At 61.2% G+C, this 23396-nt stretch carries 17 protein-coding genes; 9 read left to right on the top strand and 8 right to left on the bottom strand.

Going from position 1 to position 23396, the window contains the following annotated elements; all coding sequences use genetic code 11:
• Window positions 1–35 precede the first annotated feature (35 nt).
• On the bottom strand, window positions 36–1223 hold the full coding sequence (gene tyrS / locus FBAL_RS15840; RefSeq protein ID WP_013346593.1) for a tyrosine--tRNA ligase: 1188 nt from the start codon (window positions 1221–1223) through the stop codon (window positions 36–38).
• A gap of 194 nt (window positions 1224–1417) precedes the next feature.
• Here tyrS and FBAL_RS15845 point away from each other — a divergent pair, with 194 nt between their 5' ends.
• Both FBAL_RS15845 and FBAL_RS15850 read left to right on the top strand, forming a co-directional pair.
• Window positions 1418–2716 carry a peptidoglycan DD-metalloendopeptidase family protein gene (locus FBAL_RS15845; protein WP_013346594.1) on the top strand — a complete coding sequence of 433 codons (1299 nt, stop codon included), beginning with the start codon at window positions 1418–1420 and terminating at the stop codon, window positions 2714–2716.
• A 10-nt stretch (window positions 2717–2726) separates the two neighbouring features.
• The gene (locus FBAL_RS15850; protein WP_013346595.1) at window positions 2727–3830 is read left to right on the top strand and encodes an anhydro-N-acetylmuramic acid kinase; all 1104 of its coding nucleotides are present in this window, start codon (window positions 2727–2729) and stop codon (window positions 3828–3830) included.
• 64 nt (window positions 3831–3894) lie between these two features.
• On the opposite strand, the gene FBAL_RS15855 is transcribed toward FBAL_RS15850, so the two are convergent.
• Window positions 3895–5280 carry a magnesium transporter gene (locus tag FBAL_RS15855; protein ID WP_013346596.1) on the bottom strand — a complete coding sequence of 462 codons (1386 nt, stop codon included), beginning with the start codon at window positions 5278–5280 and terminating at the stop codon, window positions 3895–3897.
• A 151-nt stretch (window positions 5281–5431) separates the two neighbouring features.
• Window positions 5432–6586, bottom strand: coding sequence for a chromate efflux transporter (gene chrA / locus FBAL_RS15860; protein ID WP_013346597.1), 1155 nt, complete (start codon window positions 6584–6586; stop codon window positions 5432–5434).
• Window positions 6587–6847: 261 nt separating this feature from the next.
• Here chrA and FBAL_RS15865 point away from each other — a divergent pair, with 261 nt between their 5' ends.
• From FBAL_RS15865 to FBAL_RS15875, 3 genes are all read left to right on the top strand, one after another.
• Entirely contained in the window at window positions 6848–8227 is a 1380-nt protein-coding gene (locus FBAL_RS15865) for a sensor histidine kinase (protein ID WP_013346598.1), read from the top strand.
• Window positions 8224–8868 (top strand): response regulator, encoded by a 645-nt coding sequence (locus tag FBAL_RS15870; protein WP_013346599.1) that lies wholly within the window; start codon window positions 8224–8226, stop codon window positions 8866–8868. Before FBAL_RS15865 ends, FBAL_RS15870 begins: the two co-directional genes overlap by 4 nt.
• 146 nt (window positions 8869–9014) lie before the next feature.
• On the top strand, window positions 9015–10691 hold the full coding sequence (locus FBAL_RS15875; RefSeq protein WP_148226765.1) for an Ig-like domain-containing protein: 1677 nt from the start codon (window positions 9015–9017) through the stop codon (window positions 10689–10691).
• 72 nt (window positions 10692–10763) lie between these two features.
• Here the strand turns inward: FBAL_RS15875 and FBAL_RS15880 are convergent, their stop codons facing one another.
• From FBAL_RS15880 to FBAL_RS15890, 3 genes are all read right to left on the bottom strand, one after another.
• Window positions 10764–11579: a DUF4097 family beta strand repeat-containing protein gene (locus FBAL_RS15880; RefSeq protein ID WP_013346601.1), complete on the bottom strand. Its 816-nt coding sequence runs from the start codon at window positions 11577–11579 to the stop codon at window positions 10764–10766.
• Window positions 11580–11780: 201 nt separating this feature from the next.
• Window positions 11781–14909: an efflux RND transporter permease subunit gene (locus tag FBAL_RS15885; protein ID WP_013346602.1), complete on the bottom strand. Its 3129-nt coding sequence runs from the start codon at window positions 14907–14909 to the stop codon at window positions 11781–11783.
• Window positions 14906–15976, bottom strand: coding sequence for an efflux RND transporter periplasmic adaptor subunit (locus FBAL_RS15890; RefSeq protein ID WP_013346603.1), 1071 nt, complete (start codon window positions 15974–15976; stop codon window positions 14906–14908). Before FBAL_RS15890 ends, FBAL_RS15885 begins: the two co-directional genes overlap by 4 nt.
• 205 nt (window positions 15977–16181) lie before the next feature.
• On the opposite strand from FBAL_RS15890, the gene FBAL_RS15895 reads away from it, so the two are divergent.
• From FBAL_RS15895 to FBAL_RS15905, 3 genes are all read left to right on the top strand, one after another.
• Window positions 16182–17291 carry an energy transducer TonB gene (locus FBAL_RS15895; protein ID WP_171814281.1) on the top strand — a complete coding sequence of 370 codons (1110 nt, stop codon included), beginning with the start codon at window positions 16182–16184 and terminating at the stop codon, window positions 17289–17291.
• A gap of 264 nt (window positions 17292–17555) precedes the next feature.
• Window positions 17556–18113 (top strand): hypothetical protein, encoded by a 558-nt coding sequence (locus tag FBAL_RS15900; RefSeq protein ID WP_013346606.1) that lies wholly within the window; start codon window positions 17556–17558, stop codon window positions 18111–18113.
• On the top strand, window positions 18110–20398 hold the full coding sequence (locus FBAL_RS15905) for a prolyl oligopeptidase family serine peptidase (RefSeq protein WP_013346607.1): 2289 nt from the start codon (window positions 18110–18112) through the stop codon (window positions 20396–20398). The genes FBAL_RS15900 and FBAL_RS15905 overlap by 4 nt, the downstream gene beginning before the upstream one ends.
• Window positions 20399–20445: 47 nt before the next feature.
• Here FBAL_RS15905 and erpA read toward each other — a convergent pair whose 3' ends face one another.
• Window positions 20446–20796 (bottom strand): iron-sulfur cluster insertion protein ErpA, encoded by a 351-nt coding sequence (erpA, locus tag FBAL_RS15910; protein ID WP_013346608.1) that lies wholly within the window; start codon window positions 20794–20796, stop codon window positions 20446–20448.
• A gap of 67 nt (window positions 20797–20863) precedes the next feature.
• Complete coding sequence (locus FBAL_RS15915) at window positions 20864–21616, bottom strand: DUF6776 family protein (RefSeq protein ID WP_013346609.1); 753 nt, start codon at window positions 21614–21616, stop codon at window positions 20864–20866.
• Between the two features lie 65 nt (window positions 21617–21681).
• Between FBAL_RS15915 and FBAL_RS15920 the strand changes: the two genes are divergently transcribed.
• Window positions 21682–23352: a chloride channel protein gene (locus FBAL_RS15920; RefSeq protein WP_013346610.1), complete on the top strand. Its 1671-nt coding sequence runs from the start codon at window positions 21682–21684 to the stop codon at window positions 23350–23352.
• Window positions 23353–23396: the final 44 nt, after the last annotated feature.

Consider the following 23396-nt stretch of genomic DNA (forward strand, 5'->3'; position numbering starts at 1 on the left):
AAACCGGAGCGGCTTTATTCAAACGGTCAGGCGCCTTACTTCAGAGTAATGCGGGCGAACTTGCGTTTGCCTACCTGGTACACCGCGGTACCTGCGGCCGGAACCAGTTTGCTGTCTTCAATCTTGTCGCCGTCGATCTTGGCACCGCCCTGCTTGATCATGCGCATGGCATCGGAGGTGGTGTTCACCAGGCCCGCTTCCTTCAGCAGGTTGGCGATGGCGATACCGGCTTCAAACTCGAACTCCGGCATTTCGTCCGGGATGGCGTTCTTGGAGAAGCGGTTGATGAAGTCCTGATGAGCCGCTTCTGCCGCTGCCTCGTCGTGGAAACGGGCGATGATCTCCTTGGCCAGGGCGATCTTCACATCACGGGGGTTGGTGCCCGCTTCGATGTCGGCTTTCAGCTGGGCAATCTCTTCCAGAGGACGGAAGGAGAGCAGCTCGTAGTAGTTCCACATCAGGTCGTCGGAGATGGACATGATCTTGCCGAACATCTCGCTCGGCGCGTCAGACACACCGATGTAGTTGTTGGCGGACTTGGACATCTTCTTCACGCCATCCAGACCCACCAGCAGCGGCATGGTGATCACCACCTGCGGAGACTGGCCAGCGTCTTTCTGCAGCTCACGACCCATCAGCAGGTTGAACTTCTGGTCGGTACCGCCCAGCTCAACATCCGCTTCCAGCGCCACGGAGTCATGGCCCTGCAGCAGCGGGTACATAAACTCGTGGATGGCGATAGACTGGCCGCCACCAAAACGCTTCTTAAAGTCGTCACGCTCCAGCATCCGCGCTACGGTTTGCTGAGACGCCAGGCGCAGCATGCCTTCGGCACCCAGCTCACCCAGCCAGGAGGAGTTGAACTCGATGCGGGTCTTGGCCGGATCGAGGATCTTGAACACCTGCTCCTTGTAGGTCTCGGCGTTGGCCAGTACCTGCTCGCGGGTCAGCGGCGGACGGGTGGTGTTTTTACCAGACGGGTCACCGACCATGCCGGTAAAGTCACCGATCAGGAAGATCACCTCGTGGCCCAGTTCCTGGAACTGGCGCAGCTTGTTGAGGATCACGGTGTGGCCCAGGTGGATATCCGGAGCCGTCGGATCGGCACCGAGCTTCACACGCAGAGGGCGGCCCAGCTTCAGCTTGGCAACCAGCTCCTCTTCCACCAGGATCTCGTCGGTCCCGCGGCAGATCTCGGCAAGGGCCTTGTCCAAATCAGTCATACAACATTCCGCTCGGTTTGATTCTGTTAGCAAAGCGGATAATGTTACTGGTTAGCACCCATAAATAAAAGGGTGTAGCATAGCGCCGCCCAGGCCTCTGGGATCCCTGTTTCAAAGACGGTTGAGTATTAAGGAAAGTGTCTCGAAAACCGAGCCGTTCAACGGTCCACCCCGAACAACGCCAAACCGCCCTGCTGGGCCGTCTGTGGCACCTGTTTCATGCCCTTCCCGGTCTGCACCGGGGACTGATTCTGACCGTCACTCTGCTGGTGACCATCGCCCTGCTGCTGCCCTCGGGCAAAAGCCTGGCAGCGCGCCATAGCGATCCCATACCACTGGCCACCCGCCAGGCCCTTGAATTCACCTTGCCACCGGTGGCCATTGAGGCCAGTCAGCCGGAACTCGACTGGCAGCGCTTCGAAGTGCAGTCCGGTGACAGCCTGGCGCGACTGTTTGACCGCGCCGGATTGTCGCCGCAAACCCTCTATGCCATCAGCCAGCTGCCCCAGGCTGGCAAGAGCCTGACCCGCATCATGCCGGGGCAGATGATTGAGCTGGGTTTTGCTAGCGGTGAACTGGCCCAACTGCGCTACCAGATAGACGCCCAGCGCACTCTGGTGGTCTCTGCAGAAGGCGACGGCTACCAGGAGCAACTTGATGAGAAGGCGGTGGAGAAGCGCGAGTTCTTCGCCAGCGCCGAGATCACCTCCAACTTCTGGAATGCCGCGGTCGACGCCGGGCTGTCGCCCAACCAGATCATGCGCCTGGCCGAGATCTTCGGCTGGGACGTCGACTTCGCCCTCGACATCCGTTCCGGCGACCATTTCGCCGTGCTGTATGAACAGGACTACATTGACGGCCAGTACGCCGGAGATGGTGACATCCTGGTGGCGGAGTTCACCAACCAGGGCGATACCTTCCGGGCGGTGCGTTACAGCGACGGCAACTACTACGACGACAAAGGCAACGCCATGCGTAAGGCGTTCCTGCGGGCGCCGGTGCAGTTCAACTACGTCAGCTCCAACTTCAACCCCCGTCGCCTGCATCCGGTCACCGGTAAGGTACGACCGCACCGGGGCACCGACTACGTTGCGCCGGTGGGCACGCCGATCATGGCCGCGGGTGACGGTACGGTGATCGCCTCCACCTACAACAACCTGAATGGGCACTATGTGTTTATTCAGCACTCCAATACCTATGTGACCAAGTACCTGCACCTGTCCAAGCGTTTGGTGCGCAAGGGCCAGCGGGTGAAGCAGGGGCAGACCATCGGCCGCCTTGGTGGCACCGGTCGGGTCACCGGCCCGCACCTGCACTACGAGTTCCTGGTCAACGGGGTGCATCGCAATCCACGCACCGTCAAGCTGCCGGAGTCGCGTCCCATCGCCAACAGTGAGCGGGACGCCTTTACCAAACTGGCCCGTGAGCGGCTGGCCCAACTGGCGCATCGCCAGAACATTCTGCTCGCCATGAGCAACGACAGCGCACAGTGAGGATAGCGTCATGACCTACTGCATCGGCCTGATGTCCGGCACCTCCATGGACGGCATTGACGCCGCCCTGGTGCAGTTTGACGAGCACGGGCACCCCACGCTCACGGCCCATCACAGCATCGAGATCCCGCCGCCGTTGCTGGCCGAACTGCACCGGCTGTGCACTCCGAACGACAAGGAGATTGACCGCATGGGCCGGGCCGACCGCGCCATCGCCCTCGCCTTTGCCGAAGCGGTGCATAACCTGCTGGCCAAGGCGGAGGTTCGCGCCGATGAGGTGGCCGCCATCGGCAGCCACGGCCAGACCGTGCGCCATATGCCCGATGGCCCCCATGCGTTTACCCTGCAACTGGGCTGCCCCAGCACCTTGGCGGCCGCCACCGGCATCGACGTGGTGGCAGACTTCCGCCGCAAGGACATCGCTCTGGGCGGCCAGGGCGCCCCGCTGGTGCCCGCCTTCCATCAGGCCCTGTTCGCGGGAGCGCAGCCGCGCTTTATTCTCAATATCGGCGGCATCGCCAACCTGACCTGCCTACCCGGCGACAAAAGCGCGGTGATGGGCTTCGATACCGGCCCCGGCAACACCCTGATGGACGCCTGGGCCCGGGAGCGGTTTAATCAGCCCTTCGATGACGACGGGGCCATTGCCGCTTCCGGTCAGGTCAACGAGGTGCTGCTGCAGCGCCTGCTGAGCCACCCCTACTTCGCCCAGCCCGCACCCAAGAGCACCGGCCGCGAACTGTTCAACGCCAGCTGGCTGTGGGGACACCTGGAAACCGACGCCAACCTGCCCGCCGAGGATGTGATGGCCACCCTGCTGGCCCTGACGGTGCAGAGCATCGCCACCAGCGTGCGCCAACACACCCAACAGGGCGAGCTCTACCTGTGCGGTGGCGGGGCCTTTAACAGCGAACTGCGCCGCACCCTGCAACTGGCCCTGCCGGACTTCACCCTCACCACCACCGACGCCCTGGGCCTGCCGTCCAAATGGGTGGAAGCGACCGCCTTTGCCTGGCTGGCCTGGCGCCACCTCAACGGCCTGCCGGGCAATCTGCCCGCGGTCACCGGCGCCAGTCGGGAAGCGGTGCTGGGCGGTTGGTATCCGGCCGCCTGAAGCCGCGGTCAGGGACAACAAACAGGGCGCCATCCGGCGCCCTGTTTTTGTTCCGGCTGACCCCCTAACCCAGCAACCACCACTGGGCCAGGAACAGCACCAGAAAGAACGCGGTCGCGTCACTCAGCGTTGTCAGCACCGGGCTGGCCAGCATGGCCGGGTCCAGCCCCAACCGACGCAACCACAACGGCAGGGCGCCCCCCAGCAGCACCGTCACCACGCTGGAGAGGGCGTAGGCGCCGCCGATCACCCACGGCAGCTCCGGATGATCACCGCCCCGCAGCAGCGAGAGGGCCGCCAGCACCAGCCCCACCACCAACCCGGCCAGCAGGCCGATGGGCAACTCCTGGCGCATCACCCGGCCAACCGCATCTGACCCGATTCGGTCAACCGCCAGCTCGCGGATCGACACGGCCACCGCCTGATTGCCCACGGCACCGGACAGATTGGCCACCAGAGGCAAAAACGCCGCCAGCAGCACCACCTGCTCCAGCACCGGCTCATACAGGGCGATCACCGAAACGGCGGCATAACTGAGCACCACCGAAGGCAGCAAAAACGCCAGTCGACGCAGGCCCCGGGTCAGCAACGGCATACTGCGCATCTCCTCACCACCGAAGATGCCCCCTCGTTCCAGCGAAGACTTTTCCGCCTCTTCATAGAGCGCTTCCTGCAGATCCTGCTGGTCCACCACCCCCACCAGCCGTCCCTCATCGTCTACCACCGGCAACACCGAGTAGCGGACGTGGTCGAATACCCCTTTCAGTTCGGCGATGGGCAGCGCCGGGGTCACCGTAGGAACGCCGCTATCGACCCAGTCCCGCAGCGGTCGTTGCGCGTCCTGCAACAACAGACGATGCAGGGGAACCGCACCAAAATGGCGTCCCTTTTGATCAAACAGATAGAGATAGCGGGTTTCGTAGTGCTCAATCTGGGCATCATTGCGTTTCAGCGCCGCCACCAGATCCGCCACCGTGGCATCCTCAGAGAACGCCAGCCGTTCACTTTTCAGAATGGCGCCGGTGGACTCGACCGGATACTGCCGCCCCAACTGCCAGGTTTCGCTGACCTCCGCGGGCAGGTGTTGCAACACCCCATGGCGGGTCGGCTCATCCAGCAATGCCAGCACGTCGATGCGGTCATCCGACTCCATCGGTTCCAGTAACTGGGCCCCCAGCAGGCTGGGCAGGAGATGCAGCATGGCGGCGATATGGCCATCGGGCAGGTGGTCAAGCAGGTCAGCGGCGGCCCGCACATTTTGCTCAGCCAGCAACCGCCACAGCGGCGCCAGCTGACCCGGCGTCAGCCCCCGCAACAACGGACCGACCTGGCCTGGGGGCATGGCGCTGAGCAGGGCCAGAGCACGACGGCCATCGTCCGCAGTGATGGCCACATCAAGGGCGCGTTGATAGGACTCAGGCGTGTCGCTGGATTGAGGAGACTCGGGCATGCTGGCCATCCGGAAAAGGGGTCGCAGTGGGGTATCTATTTACCCTACCGGGGCTTTTCGGCGCTCGCCAGATCATCCGTCCTTTAACTTAAGCGACCCGAGAAACGGAAGGTGGGCCCGGGGGCCCATCTGAGGTGACGCATCGGTGGCGTCAGCCCAGTGACCAACGCAGCAGGCTCATTCCCAGCATCACCGCAATCAGCCACAGAATCGGCAACTGACGTTGGCGCAGGAGGTAGAAGCCCACCACCACCATGGCCATATCCACCGGAGCCAACACCGCACTGACAAACACCGGCTGGTACAGCGCACTGAGCAGCAGCCCGACCACCGCGGCATTGATGCCCGCTGCGGCGGCGGCCACCCGCGGCCGGGCCGCCAGCGCTTCCCAGCCGTGGTAGAACACCAGCACCAGCAGCAAGCCGGGCAGAAACAGCGCCAGCGTCGCCACCGTAGCCCCCAACAGCGGCGCTTGCGGAGCCAGGTCCGCCCCGAGGAACGTCGCCAGGGTAAACATCGGCCCCGGCACCGCCTGAGCGGCGGCGTAGCCGGTCAGGAAGCGATCCGGGCTGATCAGTTCGCCGGTGGTTTCCTGCAGCAGCGGCAGCACCACGTGGCCCCCACCGAACACCAGCGCTCCGGCCTGGAAGAAGTCGGCGTAGATGCGGTGCATCAGGCCGGTGGCGGGCACCACGGCGAGGGTGACCGCCAGCGCCAGCAGGGCAAAAGGCAGCCAGTGCACCCGCGCCGAGCCGCCGCTAACCGGTGCCTTGCCCTCCCGGGCCTGCCAGGCCGCTACGAACGCGGCAAACGCCAACACCGCCAGCTGGGCCGCCAGTCCCGGAAACACCAGCAGGACCGCGGCACTCAATACCGCCAGAGCCCAGTGCAGCCCGGTTTTGCAGAAGCTGCGGCTCATCCCCAGTACCGCATCCGCCACCACCACTACCGCCAGCAGCTTCAGGCCATGGATCACCGCCTCCACCATCGGGCTGTCCAGAGCGTCCACGCTCAGGGTCACCAACAGGTAGAGCAGCACGAACGACGGCAGCGTGAAGCCGAGAAAGGCCGCAACGGCACCGGGCACTCCGGCCCGACGGTAGCCCAGGGCAAACCCCACCTGGCTGGAGCCCGGGCCGGGCAGGAACTGGGACAAAGCCACCAGCCGGCCATAGGCGTCGTCATCCAGCCACTTCTCCTGCTCCACAAACTTTTTTCGGAAGTAGCCAATGTGAGCGGCCGGACCACCAAAGCTGACCAACCCCAACATCAGAAACTGCAGGAAGACCTGCATCACTCGTTGCATCATTTCACTCTGTTTTGCTGAACGCGGTAAACCCGGCCCATCTTAGGGCCTGATATGACACTGTCATGACAATTCTTCTTATCATGCGGCGATTCCCAGCGTCCCCCGCTCAGGGGCACAAGCCCGGCGGCCCTGTCTGAACGGCCCAATGCCCAAGAGTGGGCGCTGTGACACGGTTTGTTTACCGATGGGTGGTGTTTTGATCACAGTAAGCCGGGGACCAACTTTTTAGAATCAACGTTTTCCCCCACGGCGAGATGTATGGATACCCTGCTGGTTTTTAACATCTACCTGTTTTATGGCCTGGTGTTTTTCACCATCGGTTGCGTGATCGCCTTCCGTAACCTGCGCCTCAGCCAGCTCGCCATCGCCTCCGCCCTGCCCGCCCTCGCCGCCTTCGGCTTTATCCATGCTTTCCACGAATGGTCTGAGCTGTACATACAGCTGATGGAGCCCTACAAGCCGATGCTGTGGTACTCGGAGATGAAGCTGGCTCGGGTGGTCAAGTTATGGGTGTCATTCCTGGCCCTGGCCTGGTTTGCCTGGAAGATGCTGGTGGTCACCGGCATCGCCCGAAAGCCTTGGTCGTTGGCCAGTCTGGCCCTGGCTCAGGGGGTGTTTGTGCTGCACCTGATGGCCAGCTATCCAATGATGCCATTGGATGACTTCCTGCGCCTGGCGGCCACCCTAATCCGCTGGATCTTCGGCCTCGGAGCCAGTTTGGTTGCGGGCCTGGCGATGATCTATTACGCCCGTCAGCAGTACCAGCAACGGCGCCTGGCCGGCCACTACTTTGGCTATTGCGGCGTGGCCCTCATCGCTTACGGTTTTGCCGCGGGCCTGCTCTCCACCAGCGCGGGCCTGTGGGTGCCGCTGCTGCGTACCCTCTGTGCCGCCGCCATCCTGATCACCCTGTACCAGGCTCTGAAGATCTTCGACCGCGAACGGGAAGACCAGATTGAAAACCAGCAACGCCAGTTGTTGTTAGGGGAGAAGATGCGGGCCATGGGGGAGCTGGCCTCCGGCATCGCCCATGAGATCAAGACCCCGCTTAGCTACGCCACCCTGGGGGTCGACTTGCTGGAGAAACAGCTGCCGGAACAGCCTCAGAGTCAACGCCAGCTTGGCCGCATCCGCAAAGGGCTGGAGCGGGCCACCTACATCGCTCAGGAGGTACTGCACTTTGCCCGTCCCTCGGCCCAGCCCAATCAGCCGGTGGCCATCGATAACGTCATCCATTCCACCCTGGAACTGATGGGGCATCGCCTGAAAACCTTTACCGTACACCGCAACCTGGCCCCCCAGCTTTACGTCGTCGGTGACCCGATCAAGCTGGAGGAGGTGTTGATCAACCTGATTGGCAACGCCATCGACGCCAGCACTCAGGAGCAACGGCTGGAGATCCACAGTGAAGCGGTGGGGGATCGCGCCATTATCCGCATCCGCGATCATGGCGGGGGCATCGCCGACGATCAGCAGTCTGCCTGCCTGCGGCCCTTCCATACCACCAAAACCAACGGCACCGGGCTGGGGCTGGCCATCAGCCAGCAGATCATTCAACAACACCAGGGTGAGCTGACCCTGCACAACTGGCTGTACGGCCTGTGCGTCACCATTAATCTACCAAGGAGCCTGCCATGAGCCTCAATATCCTGTTGGCGGAAGATGATCCGGAACTGCGCGAAACTCTGGAGGAGGCGCTGCTGCTTGAGGGGATGCAGGTGTGCGCCTGTGACAGCGCCGAAACCGCGCTGGATGCGGCCGAAGCCCAGAGCTTTGATGTGGCCATTCTCGACCTGGTGATGCCGGGGATGAGTGGCGTCGAGGCGATCACCAACCTACGCCGGTTACAGCCGGGCATGGGGGTGATCATCACCACCGCCTTTGCCACCGTCGATACCGCCGTGGATGCGATGAAAAAAGGCGCCGACGAGTTCCTCGCCAAACCCTTTAACCTGGCGGCCCTGGCCACCACGGTGCGCCGGGTCAATGTCCAGCGCCAGCCCCAGCCGAAGCTGGCCGACGAGACCGCCGACAAGGTGTTCTCCGCCCTCTCCAACCCCATCCGCCGCCAGACCCTGTTACAACTGGCCCGTCACCGCCAGTTGCGCTTTATGGATCTGTGCCGCCTGGTGGGGGTGGAGGACCACACCAAATTCAACTTCCACATGCGCCAACTCAAGCAAAGTGGGCTGATTCAGCAAAACGTGAACAAGGTCTACTTTCTGACAACTGAGGGGCAGCAAATGTGTCACTTCCTGCTTCAGGAGGAGCAAGGTTAAGCCCATGTAAATCAGTCATTTACACTGATTTATAGAAGTGTATTTCACATCCTGGCCGGGTTGGGTAACTGCCCTTATCTGGCCGCCCAACGCCCGGCTTCGGATACTGAACCTGCAAATAAAAGGCGCTAAAAGCGTCGCAGGAGATGATGATGAAAGCCTTCAATAAAACCGCACTGGCTCTGCTTATGAGCTCTGTCGCCCTAGTGGGTTGCGGCAGTGACAACGATAAAGACCCCATCGATCCGCCGGAGCCGCCGCCGGAGAACACCCCACCGGTCGCCAATGACGCCACCCGCATGACCGACAGCAACCTGGTGCTGACCATCAACCCGATGCTGCACGCCAGTGACGAGGACGAGGGCGATGTTCTGACCCTGGTCAGCGCCACCACCGAAAACGGCACGGTTTCCGTTGACGCTGACCGCATCCTGTTTGAGCCCAAAGGCTTTGTTGGCGACGCGGCCATCACCTACACCGTCAGCGACGGCACTGACCAAGCCAGCGCCACCATCACCGTGACCGTTGCAGAGGCGATCTTCGCCGGCAGCCAAAGCTGCCTGGGCTGCCACAGCAACCCCTCGCTCGGTGATATGAGCAGCCACCAGCTGCACGGCCACAACTTCAAGATCATGAAGATCGCCGATGATCAGGTGCCGCAGTTCCCCTACACCGATGTGAGCGGTGCACTGGAACAGATTGATAACGACGGCAACCCCACCGACAACGCCCTGGGTACTCCGCAGACCTACGCGGATGTGTCCTACACCTCCGGCGGTTACGGTTGGAAGCTGCGTTGGATGGATAAGGACGGCTATCTGGTTACCGGCGCTCAGGCCCAGCACAACATCCACGCTGAGGCGCTGGGACTGGATGACCAAATCATGGTTAACTACAACGCTGGCTCCGTGAATAAGCCTTGGGATTGCGGCCACTGCCACACCACGGGCTGGAAGCCCTTTGATGAGACCCTGAACCCGCAGCATCAGGACGACCTGCCCGGCATCTCCGGCACCTTTGTCGCCGCAGGCGTTCAGTGTGAAAGCTGTCACGGCGCCGGTCTGGCCCACACCAAGGCCCCGAGCGCAGACAACATCACCCGCAATGCCACCCCGCGTCTGACAGCCGACCTGCAAAGCGACAGCATGGGTTACGGCCAGCCCGTGCACTGCGCCGAGTGTCACACCCGCGACGGTGACCGCAAGCACAGCAAAGGCTATGTCAGCAGCTTCAACGAAGCCTTCCCGAGTGGTCCGGAGTACGGTGCTCGTGTGATGGTGCGCAGCGGCCTGCCCCGTCACCACCAGACTCACGATGAGTTGATGGCGATCGACCCGGAGACCGGTGACATCACCGGTAAGCACTTCACCAAGTTCCCGATCTACTACCAGGCCGAGAACGCGTGTGCGGTGTGCCATGACCCTCACAAGTCCACCCTGAATCAGGATGAAGCGATCCACCAGGGTGCGGTCACTGCCTGTACCGACTGCCACAGTGGCGAGCACGCCATTGAGTTCAACTCCACCCTGCACGCTGGCTTTGACTGCATCACCTGCCACATGCCGGAAGTGGTGAAGAACGCCACCTCAGGTTATGTCACCGGTGAAGGCCGTGAGACCAAAGAGAAGCGTGGTGACATCCGTATCCACACCTTCGCCATCGACCTCTACAACGCGAAGGGTCAGCTGGTGGACGCGGAAGCCAAGGACACCTTTATGTATCCCTACCTGCAGCAGAAGTTTGCCTGTGGTCAGTGTCACGCCGAAGCCGACGACTACGCCGGTAAGCTGATGCAGAACCACGGCGGCAAGATGCACAAGTAAGCCTGCTGTCCCTCCCTGCAAACGACTGGCGGCCCCGAAGGGCCGCCTTTTTTTGGGTGCTGTGTTCCGGGCTCAATTAAGGGTCACCGGCCCATTGACGTCGCTGACGCTCAGGCCACCGGAGCCCCCTTCAATCAGGGTAAAGCCACCGGTTTGCCGAATGCGGATATCGCCGGAGCCGTCATCCACCGTCACGTTGCCTTTCACTGACTCAACGCTGAGACTGCCGGAACCATCGCTCACCTCAACCTGGCCAGCGACGTCGCTGATGGTCAGGTCGCCCGAGCCGTCATCCACCCGAACGTCACCGCCCATCTTGCTCAGTTTCAGGCTGCCGGAACCGTCCTCAACCGTGGCATTGCCAGCAATGCCCTCCACCCAGGTGTCGCCGGAGCCATCCACCAGCCTCAGCGTCTGGCCCCCATTGATGGTGAGGGAACCGCTGCCATCATCAATGTTCAGCGGGGCGGTCATGCCGTGGAGGGTCATGTCGCCACTGCCATCCTCCACCTCTAAAGCCAAACCGGCGGGCACCCGCACCACCATGTCGATGCGCGGCGAATCATTCCAGCAGCCAAACTGGCTGTTCTGAGTGGCGGTCAGCACCGCCACATCGCCCTGGCGAACCAGACTGAACTGATGCTCATCCGCCTCCGGGCCTGAGCTGTACAGCACCGCTTCAACCGCGATGTTGTTCTGAGCCGGGTCGCCGATGATCTCCAACCGGCCCGCTTCGGCGTTGACCTGAAGCGCAGTCAGGCCAGCCCCATCCAACTGCACCGCCTGATTCGACTCATAATCGGCACTGGAACACGCAGTCCCATCCACGTGAATCACACAGCCGGAGAGCAACAGGGGGAGAAGCAGTACGCTTAAACGACGGGTCATAACCGTGTCCTTACTTATCAAAGAGTTCCATTCCTGGCCCGGGAGACGGTGGGTATCCGGGCCAACCTGCCCGAGATACAGCAAAGGGCAGGCCAAATTAATTAGCGCTTATAAATCATAATGTTAATAAATAAGGGCGTTAGGCCCAGTGGTGCCATTTCACACTGGGTGGTCAATCTCACCACGGCGTCCAAGCGCCGGTTACTGCGCCATCGCTGGCACCGCTTCAGCGGTTTCAGCCCGCTGCGCTTTGCGGGCCTGACGCCCGGCCCGCAGTGCCAGCAAGGCCGGGGTCAGCACCAGAGTCAGTACGGTGGCAAACGCCAACCCGCCCGCCACGGTGGTGGCCAGCTGGCTCCACCATTGGGTTGAGGGGCCTCCCACCTGCACCACCCGGTGGATCAGGTCGATGTTGGTTTCCAGCACCATCGGCATCAATCCCAGAATGGTGGTGATGGTGGTCAGCATCACCGGGCGCAAGCGCTGGGCGCCGGTACGCAGAATCGCTTCGTGGGCGCTCAGACCCTGAGCCCGCAGCACGTTGTAGGTGTCGATCAAGACGATGTTGTTGTTCACCACGATGCCCGCCAGGGCGATGATGCCCAGCCCACACATCACGATATTGAACGGTTTACCCGCCACCATCAGCCCCAGCAGCACCCCGGCGGTAGAAAGCAGCACCGCAGTGAGGATCAGGAAGGCCTGGTAGAAGCTGTTGAACTGGGTCACCAGGATCACCGCCATGATAAACAGCGCCACCCCAAAGGCGTTGACCAGAAACTGCTGGGACTCCGCCTGCTCTTCGTTTTCACCGGTAAAGCCCAGTTCCACCGAGGGGTGAAGTTTCAGCTCAGGCAACAGCGCCTGCAACTCCGGCATCACCGCGCCCAACTGCACGCCCGGCGCCAGGTCGGCCTTGATGGTCATCACCCGGCGGCCATCAATACGGCGGATGCTGTCGACCTTGGGCGCCGCGGTGCGCTCGACAAAGTTGGAGACCGGCACCTGGCCATGGGGCGTGTTCAGGCGCAGCTGGTCGAGTCGCAGGATATGGCGCTTATCCGCCGGGAAGCGGGCGCGGATATCCAGCTCCTGATCGGCATCGTCGGGGCGATACTCCCCCACTTTCAGGCCGGAGGTGACAAACTGCACCGTGTTGCCCACGGCGGTGGCATCGGCGGCGAACCGCGCCGCTTTGCCCCGGTCCACCAGCAGTTGCCACTCGATGCCGGGCTTGGAACCGGTGTCTTCGATATTGAGGAAGCGACCGTCCGCCTCCAGCACCCGCCGCACCTTGTAGACCGCATCGTTCAGGGCATCCGGCAAGCGCGAGGCCAGCTCCAGCTGCAACGCTTTACCGCCTGAGGGGCCGTTCTCATCCTTGCGTACCTCAATCTCCAGTCCGGCCAGACCCTCCAGCCGCTCGCGGATGCGCGGCAGCAGCTGGTCTGCCGTCTCGCGCTGGTCCCACTCCACCAGATTGAGGCGCAGATAACCGATGCGGTCTCCGCTGTCGGTGCGGGCATAGAGGGTTTCCAGCTCCGGCATGTCCGCCAGCCGTGCCTCCACCCGCTGCATCAACGTGTCCTTTTCATAGATGGAGAGATCACCATAGCCGCGCACATAGAGGTTGAGGCCGGAGGGCTCCACCTTGGGGAAAAACTCGGTTCCGTGGTTAAAGCGGGCGTAGGCGGTGATGATCAGCACCAGCCCCATCGCCACCACGCCCAGCACTTTCCAGGGGTGGCGGATGGCGCGGTCGAGCATCCGCACATACCGTCCGGACACCCCCGGCAGGGTGCGAATATCCCCGGTTTCCGCCTGACGCATCGCCTCCCGTTGGCGCGGGCTGAGGGGCAGTGGTTTACCAAACACCCCACCCAGCGCGGGCACGAAGATCAGCGCCATCAGCAGCGACGCGGTCAGGGTGGCGATCAGGGTGAGGGGGAAAAACTTCATAAACTCGCCCATGATGCCCGGCCAGAACAGCAGCGGGGCAAACGCCGCCAGCGTGGTGGCGGTGGAGGCGATGATGGGCCAGGACATGCGCTGGGCCGCTTCGGCATAGGCGCGCTTGCGGGCGGCGCCTTCGCTCATGCGGCGGTCGGCGTATTCGGTCACCACGATGGCGCCATCCACCAGCATCCCCACCGCCATAATCAGAGCGAACAGCACCACGATGTTCACCGTCAGGCCCATGGTGGCCAAAATCAGAATGCCGGTCAGGAAGGAGCCGGGGATCGCCAGCCCCACCAGCGCGGCACTGCGCGCCCCCAGGGCGGCAATCACCACGATCACCACCAGCAGAATGGCCGACAGCACGTTGTTCTGCAGGTCGGTAAGCATGTTCTCCACGTCTTCCGACTGGTCGCCGGTAAAGGTGACCTCCAGGGCCTCCGGCCACTGATCCCGGGCCGCGTCCATCATCCCCTTCACTTTGGCCACGGTGGAGATGATGTTTTCACCGGGGCGCTTTTTCACCTCCAGCGACAACGCCGGCTGGCCATTCAGGCGGGCAAAGGAGTTGGGGTCTTTAAAGCTGCGCCGCACCGTGGCGATGTCACCGACGGTCACCACCTGGTCTCCCTGCACCTTAACGGGCAGCTCGAGGATGTCTTTGAGGGATTCAAACACCGAGGGCACCTTGATGGCGAAGCGCCCTTCGCCGGTGTCCATGGTGCCCGCCGGCACCAGTCGGTTAGAACGGGCGACCAGAGTGGCGATGTCCCCCACCTCCAGCTGGTAGCTCTCCAGCAGCAGCGGGTCGATCAGGATCTCCAGCAGGTCTTCCCGGTCACCGCCGATCTCCACCTCCAGTACCTCCGGCAGGGACTCCAGACGATCACGCAGGGTGCGGGCGATCTGCACCAGAGTGCGCTCGGGGATGGGACCGGACAGCGTTACGGTGATCACCGGGTTCTCCTCCGCCAGCGTCACCTCGTGTACCGTAGGCTCCTCGGTGTCCGCGGGCAGCTTGGCCTTGGCCAGCGTCACCTTGTCGCGCACATCCGCCAGCGCCACTTTGGGATCAAACCCGGCGTCAAACTCCATCACCAGACTGGCGTGGCCCTCGGCGGCCGTGGCCCGCAGTTCATCAATGCCCTCAATGCTGCGCAGCTCCTGCTCCATCGGCCGCACCAGCATCCGCTCAGCGTCCTCCGGTGAGATGCCATCGTGGGTGATGGAGACGTAGATCACCGGGATGGTGATGTCCGGCTCCGACTCCTTGGGGATGCTGCGGTAGGTCAGGCTGCCGGCAATCAGCAACAGCACAAACACCATCAACACACTGCGGCTTCGGGCCAGGGCTGCGGCGATCACCCCGGTCATTGGCCCGCCTCCTCGTAGGAGACGGCTACCGGGTCACCGTCGCGCACAAAGCCCTGTCCGATGGTGATCAGAGTGACCTCATCCGGCACGCCGCCGGTCCAGATCCCATCGCCATCCGCTTTCACCACCTCGATGGGCAGGAAGCGCACGACGTCGTTCTCCACGGTCTTCACCCCCAGGTTGCCCAGCTCGTCCAGTGCCAGCAGGGCGGGGGTGATGTAGATGGCTTTTTGGGTGTCCAGCGGCAGGCGCAGCTCGGTGCTTTTGCCGGCGCGCAAACGGCCGTCCGGATTGGGCAGCGCCACCTCGATGCGGAAGGTGTTGGTGCCTTCAGTGGACACCGAGGCGATGTAACGCACGGTGCCTGCCACCGGCGCATCGCCGATAAAGCTGGCGTTGGCAGCCTGGCCTACCCGAAGCCCGACCACATCGATCTCCGTGATCTCCGCGTTCACCACCAGAGGGTCGAGATCCGCCACCGTGCCAATCCGGTCGCCGATCGCCAGGTAATCCCCCTCTTCCACCATTCGCTCATTGAACACACCGTCAAAGGGCGCCCGCACTGTGGTGTGGGCCAGGTCCAGCTCCAGCCGTTTCACCTCGGCCCGGGCTTTGACCAGTTCGGTCTCCACTTCGGCCTGGCGCAATCGCCCCTGCAACCCCTGCTTAGCCAGCTTATTGCTGGCATCAAAGTCAATCTGGCGCTGTTTCAGCTCAGACTGGGCCCGGGCCAGCTGCTCGGGCAGGTCACGCTGGTGCAGCTGCAGCAGCGGTTGGCCCGCCGTCACCCGGGCCCCACGGGGCACCAACACCTCCAACACCCGGCCTTTCACCTCGGCGCGAAGGGTGGTCATCCGGTCCGGCTCGGTACGGCCATACAGGTTTACTTCACGCATCACGGTTTCCGCCTGAACGCGGCGGGCGGTGACTTCGGTGGCTTGGGCGGCTTCGCCACTGCTGGCCATCTTGGCCTGCTCCGGTGCCTGCCCGATTCCGGACAGGATCCAGAGCAACAGGGCCAGCGCAATAAGGCTGGCCATAACAAAGGGATGGCGAAGAAAGGACATGGACGGGGAACTCCCACTGCAAACTCAATGGATGCAGGATAAAGGCTGACTCGCCTCAGGAGAACACAAGTTTGTTACTTTTGATTAACTAACGGTATGGCACAGGGGCGAGCGTACCCCGGTTGCCTCAGCTTGAACTGACGGGATCGGCTACCTATATTGGTGAGGCTTCAATCATCACAAAGTGGAAATAAAACATATGGATATGTTGAACCTCCGACGGGCAATCCCGGCGGCACTGGGATTGTGCGCCGTTTTGCTGCTCCCCCCGCTGTCCCACGCCAATAGCAACGACAGTGCGCTGTACCGCGCGTACGACGCCTATGAACAAGCTGTTGAGGCAGGCGATCTGAAGAGTATCGCCAGAGAGGCAGAGCGCACCTATCAGATTGCGGTGTCTGAGTTGGATGACGCGGATCCCCGCACCGCCACCCTCGCCATCAATCTCGGCTCAGCGCTGGAAAATCTGGCCAAAAGGCAATCCCCGAAGGAATGGGCTGCCACTCAGGCGGAGGCCTTCGATGCCTATCAGGACGCCCTGACCCGGCTGGAAGCTCAACAGGGTGAACAGAGTGAGGCTCTGCTGGACCCACTGCTCGGTATGGCCAAAACCGCCGATAAACCGCGTCGGGCCCGCAGTTACTATCAGCGTGCCATTGAGCTGAGCGAAGGAAAACCCATGCAGCAGGCCACCCTGCAGCTGTGGGCCTTTGACCAGCTGAAAACGCACCCGGAGACCGCCCGCAGCGCCAAAGCCTTTATCTTAGAAGCGGTTGAAACGCTGCAGAGCGAGCGACCGGAAAACGACAGCGTCCGGCTGGAAGCGGAGTTTCGACTGGCGATGGTGCTGGCCGGAGAACGGCGCCGGCTCAAGGCCATCGACGAGCTGGAGCGCATTCTTGGCCACTATGAGGGCCTGAGCTTTACCCACCCCATCGCCCTGGGGGCACACACCAAGCTGGTGGAGCTCTACCAGCGCATTGGTGAGCCAGAGCTTGCCACAGCCCACTGTCAGGCCGTAGGGCAGATGACCCCCTGGCAGGAGGATCAGGAGCAGGTTCCACTGTATCGCAAAGAACCCAAATACCCGTTAGACATGGCGCGGCGGGGCAAAGACGGTTATGTCATCGTAGCGTTTAACATCGATACGCAGGGCTTTGTCACTGAGCTGGAAGTGATCGAGTCTGAAGGGGGGGAAGCGTTTGAAAAGGCCACCCTGGACGCCTTGAAGGAATGGCGCTTCGCCCCCCGGTTTGAGGCGGGTAATCCGGTCATCGCCCCTTCCACCGTACGGATGGATTTCTCCCTCGACTGAGGCTGACAGCGGAATCCAGGCAACAAAAAAACCCCGCAGTGCGGGGTTTTTTCAGCGAATTCGAGCCGTCTCAGGGGAACACGAGCTTGGTGCTATCGCTCTGGCCCGGGGCGTACCGGGGGATGGCCATCCCACTCAGAGATATTGTCAGGTGAATCCACATTCACTCCTTGCGAACCCCACTCGCTATTAACACTTTATTAACTGCGTTAATCTGTCTCAGAGTCCAAGGATTAGGAGTCAATCGTGAGACGGATAATACTGATGGTGTTGTTATTGATGGTGCAGGGATGTACCACAAAACTCACCACTTATGGTCAGGATCAGCACACCGAGCTTGCTCTCCAGCCTCAGGAAGGTTTGGTGTTAATGAGAGTCGCCAACCATCGGGTGCTCAGTAAAATTATGATCACCGGCGAGCAGGGTAATTTCCTATTAAACTGGGACGCGCTGCAAACCTACAACCGCTACTCAACCCCATACGGAAATCACGGTGATTACTACCTGTTCAGCATGCCCGCTGGCGAATACCGCGTTTCCAAGCTGATCCGTTACGTCGCCACCTTAAAAAGTTGGGCAACCCTGAGCGAAGAGGACAACCCGGGCCTTTGGTCTTTTCGGGTCGAAGCCAATCGCATCAACTACATCGGTGACTTCCACACCCAAGTATCACGACAGGGGTATCTGGGCCAGATTCACTTCACCAATCGTTCCTCCTTCGCGCTCGACTTCAGCCAGAAGCAACTGCCAGAGCTACTCGTGCAATACCCGCTGGTTTACTCCGGTGCAGGCCGTGACGACCTGTTTGAGGTGATGAGATGAAGCCACTACTGCTTGCCGCCATCACTCTGATCGTGACGGCGTTGCCCCTGCAGGGCGCCTATTTTCCACTGAACATGACCCACCAGAATTTCCATCATGGCCGAGCCATGCTGAGCCCGGATGGCCAGTGGGTTTCCTATTTCGAACGTCAGGGCGATAAGATCACCTGGCAGCTTCAACATGTTGAAAGCCATCAGCAATACCCCCTATTTAGCATTACCGAAAACCTGTACAGCCGCCCCACCACCATTGACCGGATTTATTGGGTCGACCGCACCACGCTTCTGTTGCAGCACCGGGACAGGGGCAACCAGCGCTTCAGGCTCTATCACTATGAGCCACAGAACCCTGACCACCCGTGGCGTGGTAACGATCTGGATGAGTCGCTCCATCTCATCAGCGCACAGCCAGACGATGAAGACCATGTTCTGATCATGGCCCGGCGGCCTGCCAGCAAAGGCAATGCCGCTTACCGCGTCAACATCAATGAGCCGATAGAGCCTCAACTGAAAGACAAAAACCTGGTATCCGGCGAGCTCAGCTACGCGGTACTGCTGACCGCCGATCACAACGGGGAGGTGCGGTTGGGGCTGATCATGCGGAGCGACCGGTTAAGCCTGGTATTCAGGGTCTCAAGCGATAAGCCCTGGCGTTATGGCCACAAGTTCAGTGAAGACGATCAACCGATGAAGCCAATAGGCTTTATCAGCCCGGAACGGATCGCGGTACTGACCCGGGAGGGTAACGGTACCGTCGGAGTGTACGCCTACGACCTCGACAAAAAATCACTGGCTGAACCCCTTTATCAGCTTGATGGCCTGGACATTACCGATGCCAGCATTGATGCCGACGGCGAGCTTGTCGCGGTCTCTTTCTATCAGTTTGGTCAGCTTCAGATCCGTTATTTACAGTCGTCGCATCAATCTCTGGTCAGCGAGGTTCAAAGCGAACTCGCCGGACATCAGGTTGTACTGGCCGATCGCCAGCACGGCACCGATTTGCTGGCGGTTTTCTCAGAATCTCGGCCAGGCAGTGTGTATCTGCGACGCAACGGCACACTGAGAAAACTGTTTGATCAGCAGCCTCAGCTTGAACCCTATCAGTTCTTCGAATCTGAGGTGTTTACCGTAACGCGTCCGGACGGCATCGAGATTGAGGCGTTTCTGATGCGCCCCGACGCCTCCAATGGCGTGCTGTTGGTGATGCCACATGGCGGCCCTATTGGTATTCAGGATGACCGCAACTTCAATCCTGACCAGCAGTACTTTGCTTCTCGGGGTTACAGCACCCTGCGAGTGAATTACCGGGGCTCCGGTGGAAAGGGAGAACCCTTTATGGAGCTGGGCGTCGGAGAGCAGGGACGAGAGATTGAAGCCGATATTCAGGCCGTGGTGGAACAGGTACAAGCGCGCTACCAATTCCCCCATCGCTGCGCCTTTGGCACCAGCTATGGCGGCTACTCAGCCATTGCACTCACTATCCAGAATCCCGGCTTCTACCACTGCGCCATCTCAGGCTTCGGCCTGTCCGACCTCTCCTTTATCTACAACAGCAGCAATTTTGCGGTACATGGACAACTTCGAGGGGCAATTGAGCGGACTTATGGCGACGCCCCTGATCAGGATATGCACCTGCGCCCCCGCTCACTGATTCGACAGGCGGAGAATATCGAAGTGCCTTTACTGTTGTACGCAGGCTTGCAGGATAAGACCGTCGATATTGAACATTTCCATCGTTTGACCATGCAACTTGATCGCCTGAATAAACCCTACAGCACTGTGCTGTTCAAACGATCCGGGCACGGCCACGACCACTGGACTCCCCATCGGCTGGAGTTGACCATGGTGGATCAATTTATCCGGCAACAGTTGAACCTGGCACCACCATCAACGACGGAAGACCGGCTAATCCTGGCAGATGAAGTGATGTCGCTAGGTTACCAATACAGAATTGGCGTATGGCTGGATAAGAACCCGGAGCTCACTCGCGAGCTGTATCAGCTGGCTATCGATCTGGGCAGTGTCGACGCCATCGCCAACCTCGGCTTTATGTATGACAACGCATTGGGAGGCATTGGGAGCGCATTTAAAGCGTTTTCTCTCTATCAGGAAGCTCATGAGAAAGGCAGCCGGTTAGGCACCTTGAATCTGGCAGACTGTTTGTACGAAGGACGCTATGCCGACCAGGACAAGCCGCGGGCGATAGAGATGATGCGCCAGCTACAGCAGGGCGATGACTGGGTCGCCAAACGGGCGGGAGAGTATCTCGAGTCCTGGAACCTGTAACAAAAAACCCCCGCAATGCGGGGGTTTTTCAGCGAATTCGAGCCGTCTCAGATGGAGAAGGACGCACCGCAACCACAGGTGGTGGTGGCGTTGGGGTTATTCACGAAGAAACGGCTGCCTTCCAGCCCTTCGGTGTAATCCACCACGCCGCCTACCAGGTATTGCAGGCTCATGGAGTCCACCAGCAGGGTGACGCCCTGTTTCTCGATGGTGAAATCGCCCTCGTTTACCTTCTCATCAAAGGTAAAGCCGTACTGGAACCCGGAGCAGCCACCACCGGTCACGTAGACCCGCAGTTTCAGTTCGGGATTCTCTTCCTCCGCCAGCAGCGCCTTCACTTTGGCCGCGGCCGCATCGGAAAATTGGATCGGCATCGCTTGTTCGGCTTCGACAGTCATCTTTACCTCTCAACGTTAAGCCCGGCGATTATCCAATACCCGACCAATGCATTCAAGCTTTGTCGGATCAGTGGTTATCCCGGAGCTGCGCCATTATGGGCGCACTCACCAGATCCGCAAAGGGGTAGCTGATCTCGGCGCTGGACGCCTTCTGGCCAGTGGCCGCGGGCAGTCTCAACTGCACCACCAGACGTTCCGGCACGAAGCCTTGCGGCAGGGTGAACTCGTCCTCCAGCTGCTGGAAGTAGCGGAACGAGAACTTCAGACCAGCGCCATCCACCCCCAGCTGAGTCAGGTCGCGGCTGACCGCCTGCCCCTGCTCACTGCCGTACAGGGTGAGGGTGACGTTGCCCTTCACAAAGCGCTTTCGGATCTTCTGCTGGGTCAGCACCAGACGGAAACGGAAGCGATCCAGATCGGCGGTTTCATCGAGAATAAAGTCGTGGATCTGAACGCCATCAGCGGTCTTTTCCGGCGCCATGATGTTGCGGAAGAAGGTCAGGTCGGTTTCCAGTGCCTGGATCTGCTCACGCTGACGCGCCATCATCTCGCGGGTTTCGGCCTGGCTTTGCTGTTCCATTCGAACCTCCAGACCACGGGTGGCCAACTCGCGCTCCAGCTCGAGCCGCTCCTGATGCCACTCCTCCTGCGCCGCTTGGTAGTGGTCGACCTGCTTATGCAGAGCCCACTGCTCCAAATAACCCACGCTGTAGCCGGTCAGAATCAGTGCCAGTGCCATGACCAGCAACACCAGTCCGCGGGGTTTAAAACTCTGCTCAAGCCGACACAGGGCGTGCCAGCGGTGCTTCCATTTTTGCATCACTATCTACTTGTTATCCTTACCGGTGCTATCATCGTCCCAGCTGCCAAGGACGCCCATAAACCATGATTGCCGACTATAAGTTCAAACTCGCCACCGCCCGGATCAGCCTGCAACTTTGCTTGCTGGGGCTGTTGGTTGGCGCGTTGGCGAGCGGCCTTATCGTGTTGTTTCAATTGGCGGTTGCGGGACTGCAACACCTGGTGTTGATCCAATCCGGCGATTTTACTGAGCTCCCGCTGGCGATGCGAGCCGGCTTGCCCATTCTGGGCGCTGGCATCATCTATTTGCTGGTCAGTCGCACCAAAACCGCCTACCGGCGCATGGGCATCGCCTATGTTATCCACCGGGTCAAATGCCACTACGGCCGCATCTCGCTCACCAGCGGGGTCGGTCAGTTTATCCATGCGGTTGTCGCCCTGGCCTGCGGTTTCTCCGTCGGCAAAGAGGGCCCGGCGGTGCACATCGGTGCCACCGCGGCCACCATGATGTCGAAACGCTGGGCCCTGCCCGACAACACCATGCGCATCCTCTCCTCTTGCGGCATAGCGGCGGGGATCGCGGCGATCTTTAACACCCCGTTGGCGGGGGTGATCTTTGTGCTGGAAGTGGTGTTGCGGGACTACAAGATCCACTATTTCCTGCCGATCATGCTGGCCGCCATCACCGGCGCCATCATCTATCGCACCGTATTTGGCGATATCCACGTCTACAGCCATCTTGAGCTGGTGCGACTGCCGCTGGACCAGTACCCCACCCTGATCATGTTTGGCCTGGTGCTGGGCATTGTTGCCGCGCTGTTCAATCACGCCCTGTTGCAGGTCACCCAACGGGCCAGCACCCTCAATCTTGCCACCCGCTTCGGCATCGCCGGCCTGGCGACGGCGGTGATTGCGGTACTGGTGCCCGGCGCCATGGGCAGTGAACACGGCGCCGTGTCCCTGGCCCACTCCGCTGACGCCACCATCCTTGGCCTGCTGGTGCTGCTCAGCGCGAAAATCCTGGCCACCATCGCCGCCATCGGCTTCGGCATTCCCGGCGGCCTGATTGGTCCCCTGTATGGCATGGGCGCGTTGTTGGGGGCCATGGTGGCGCTGATCCTCAGTCCCATGCTGCCGCAGCTGCAGGAGTACCAGGGGATCTACGCCGCCATCGGCATGACGGCAATGATGGGCGTCTGCCTCAATGCCCCCATGGCCTCATTGCTGGCGCTGGTGGAGCTGACCAACGACGCCTCGCTGATTCTGCCCTACCTGCTGGTCACCCTGCCCGGCTTCCTGCTGGCCCACGAGGGCCTCGGGGCCCGCGCCATCTTCCTGCGCCAGCTCGACATCATGGGATTGGAATACCGGGTGCCGCCACTGGAGCAGGCCCTGCAGAAAACCGGTGTTCTGGCCCTGATGGACCGCGATATTGTGCTGGCCCGCCCTGGCCTCGCCGATGATGAACTGCTGGCCCTGCTGAAAAGCGTCGAGCATCACCGCCTGCTGCGGGGCACGGAAGAGGGGCAGGAGCTGATCACCCTGCACGCCGACTTCACCGATGACAGCAACAGCGCCCTGAAACGGGAGGCACTGCCCGGTCTGCCGGAGCGGGCCACCCTGGCCGAGGTGTACCAACTGCTGGAGCCCAAGCGGGGCGGCGCGGTATACATCTATATGGACAACCCCAACACCCCGGTGGGCCTGATCACCTGGTCGATGCTGTACCGCTTCTTCCGCGGTGGCGAGATCTGAGCCCGGCTGTCCGACTAAGGTGTAGATGGGGGGCAATTGACCTC

Source organism: Ferrimonas balearica DSM 9799 (genome assembly GCF_000148645.1).
GTDB lineage: Bacteria > Pseudomonadota > Gammaproteobacteria > Enterobacterales > Shewanellaceae > Ferrimonas > Ferrimonas balearica.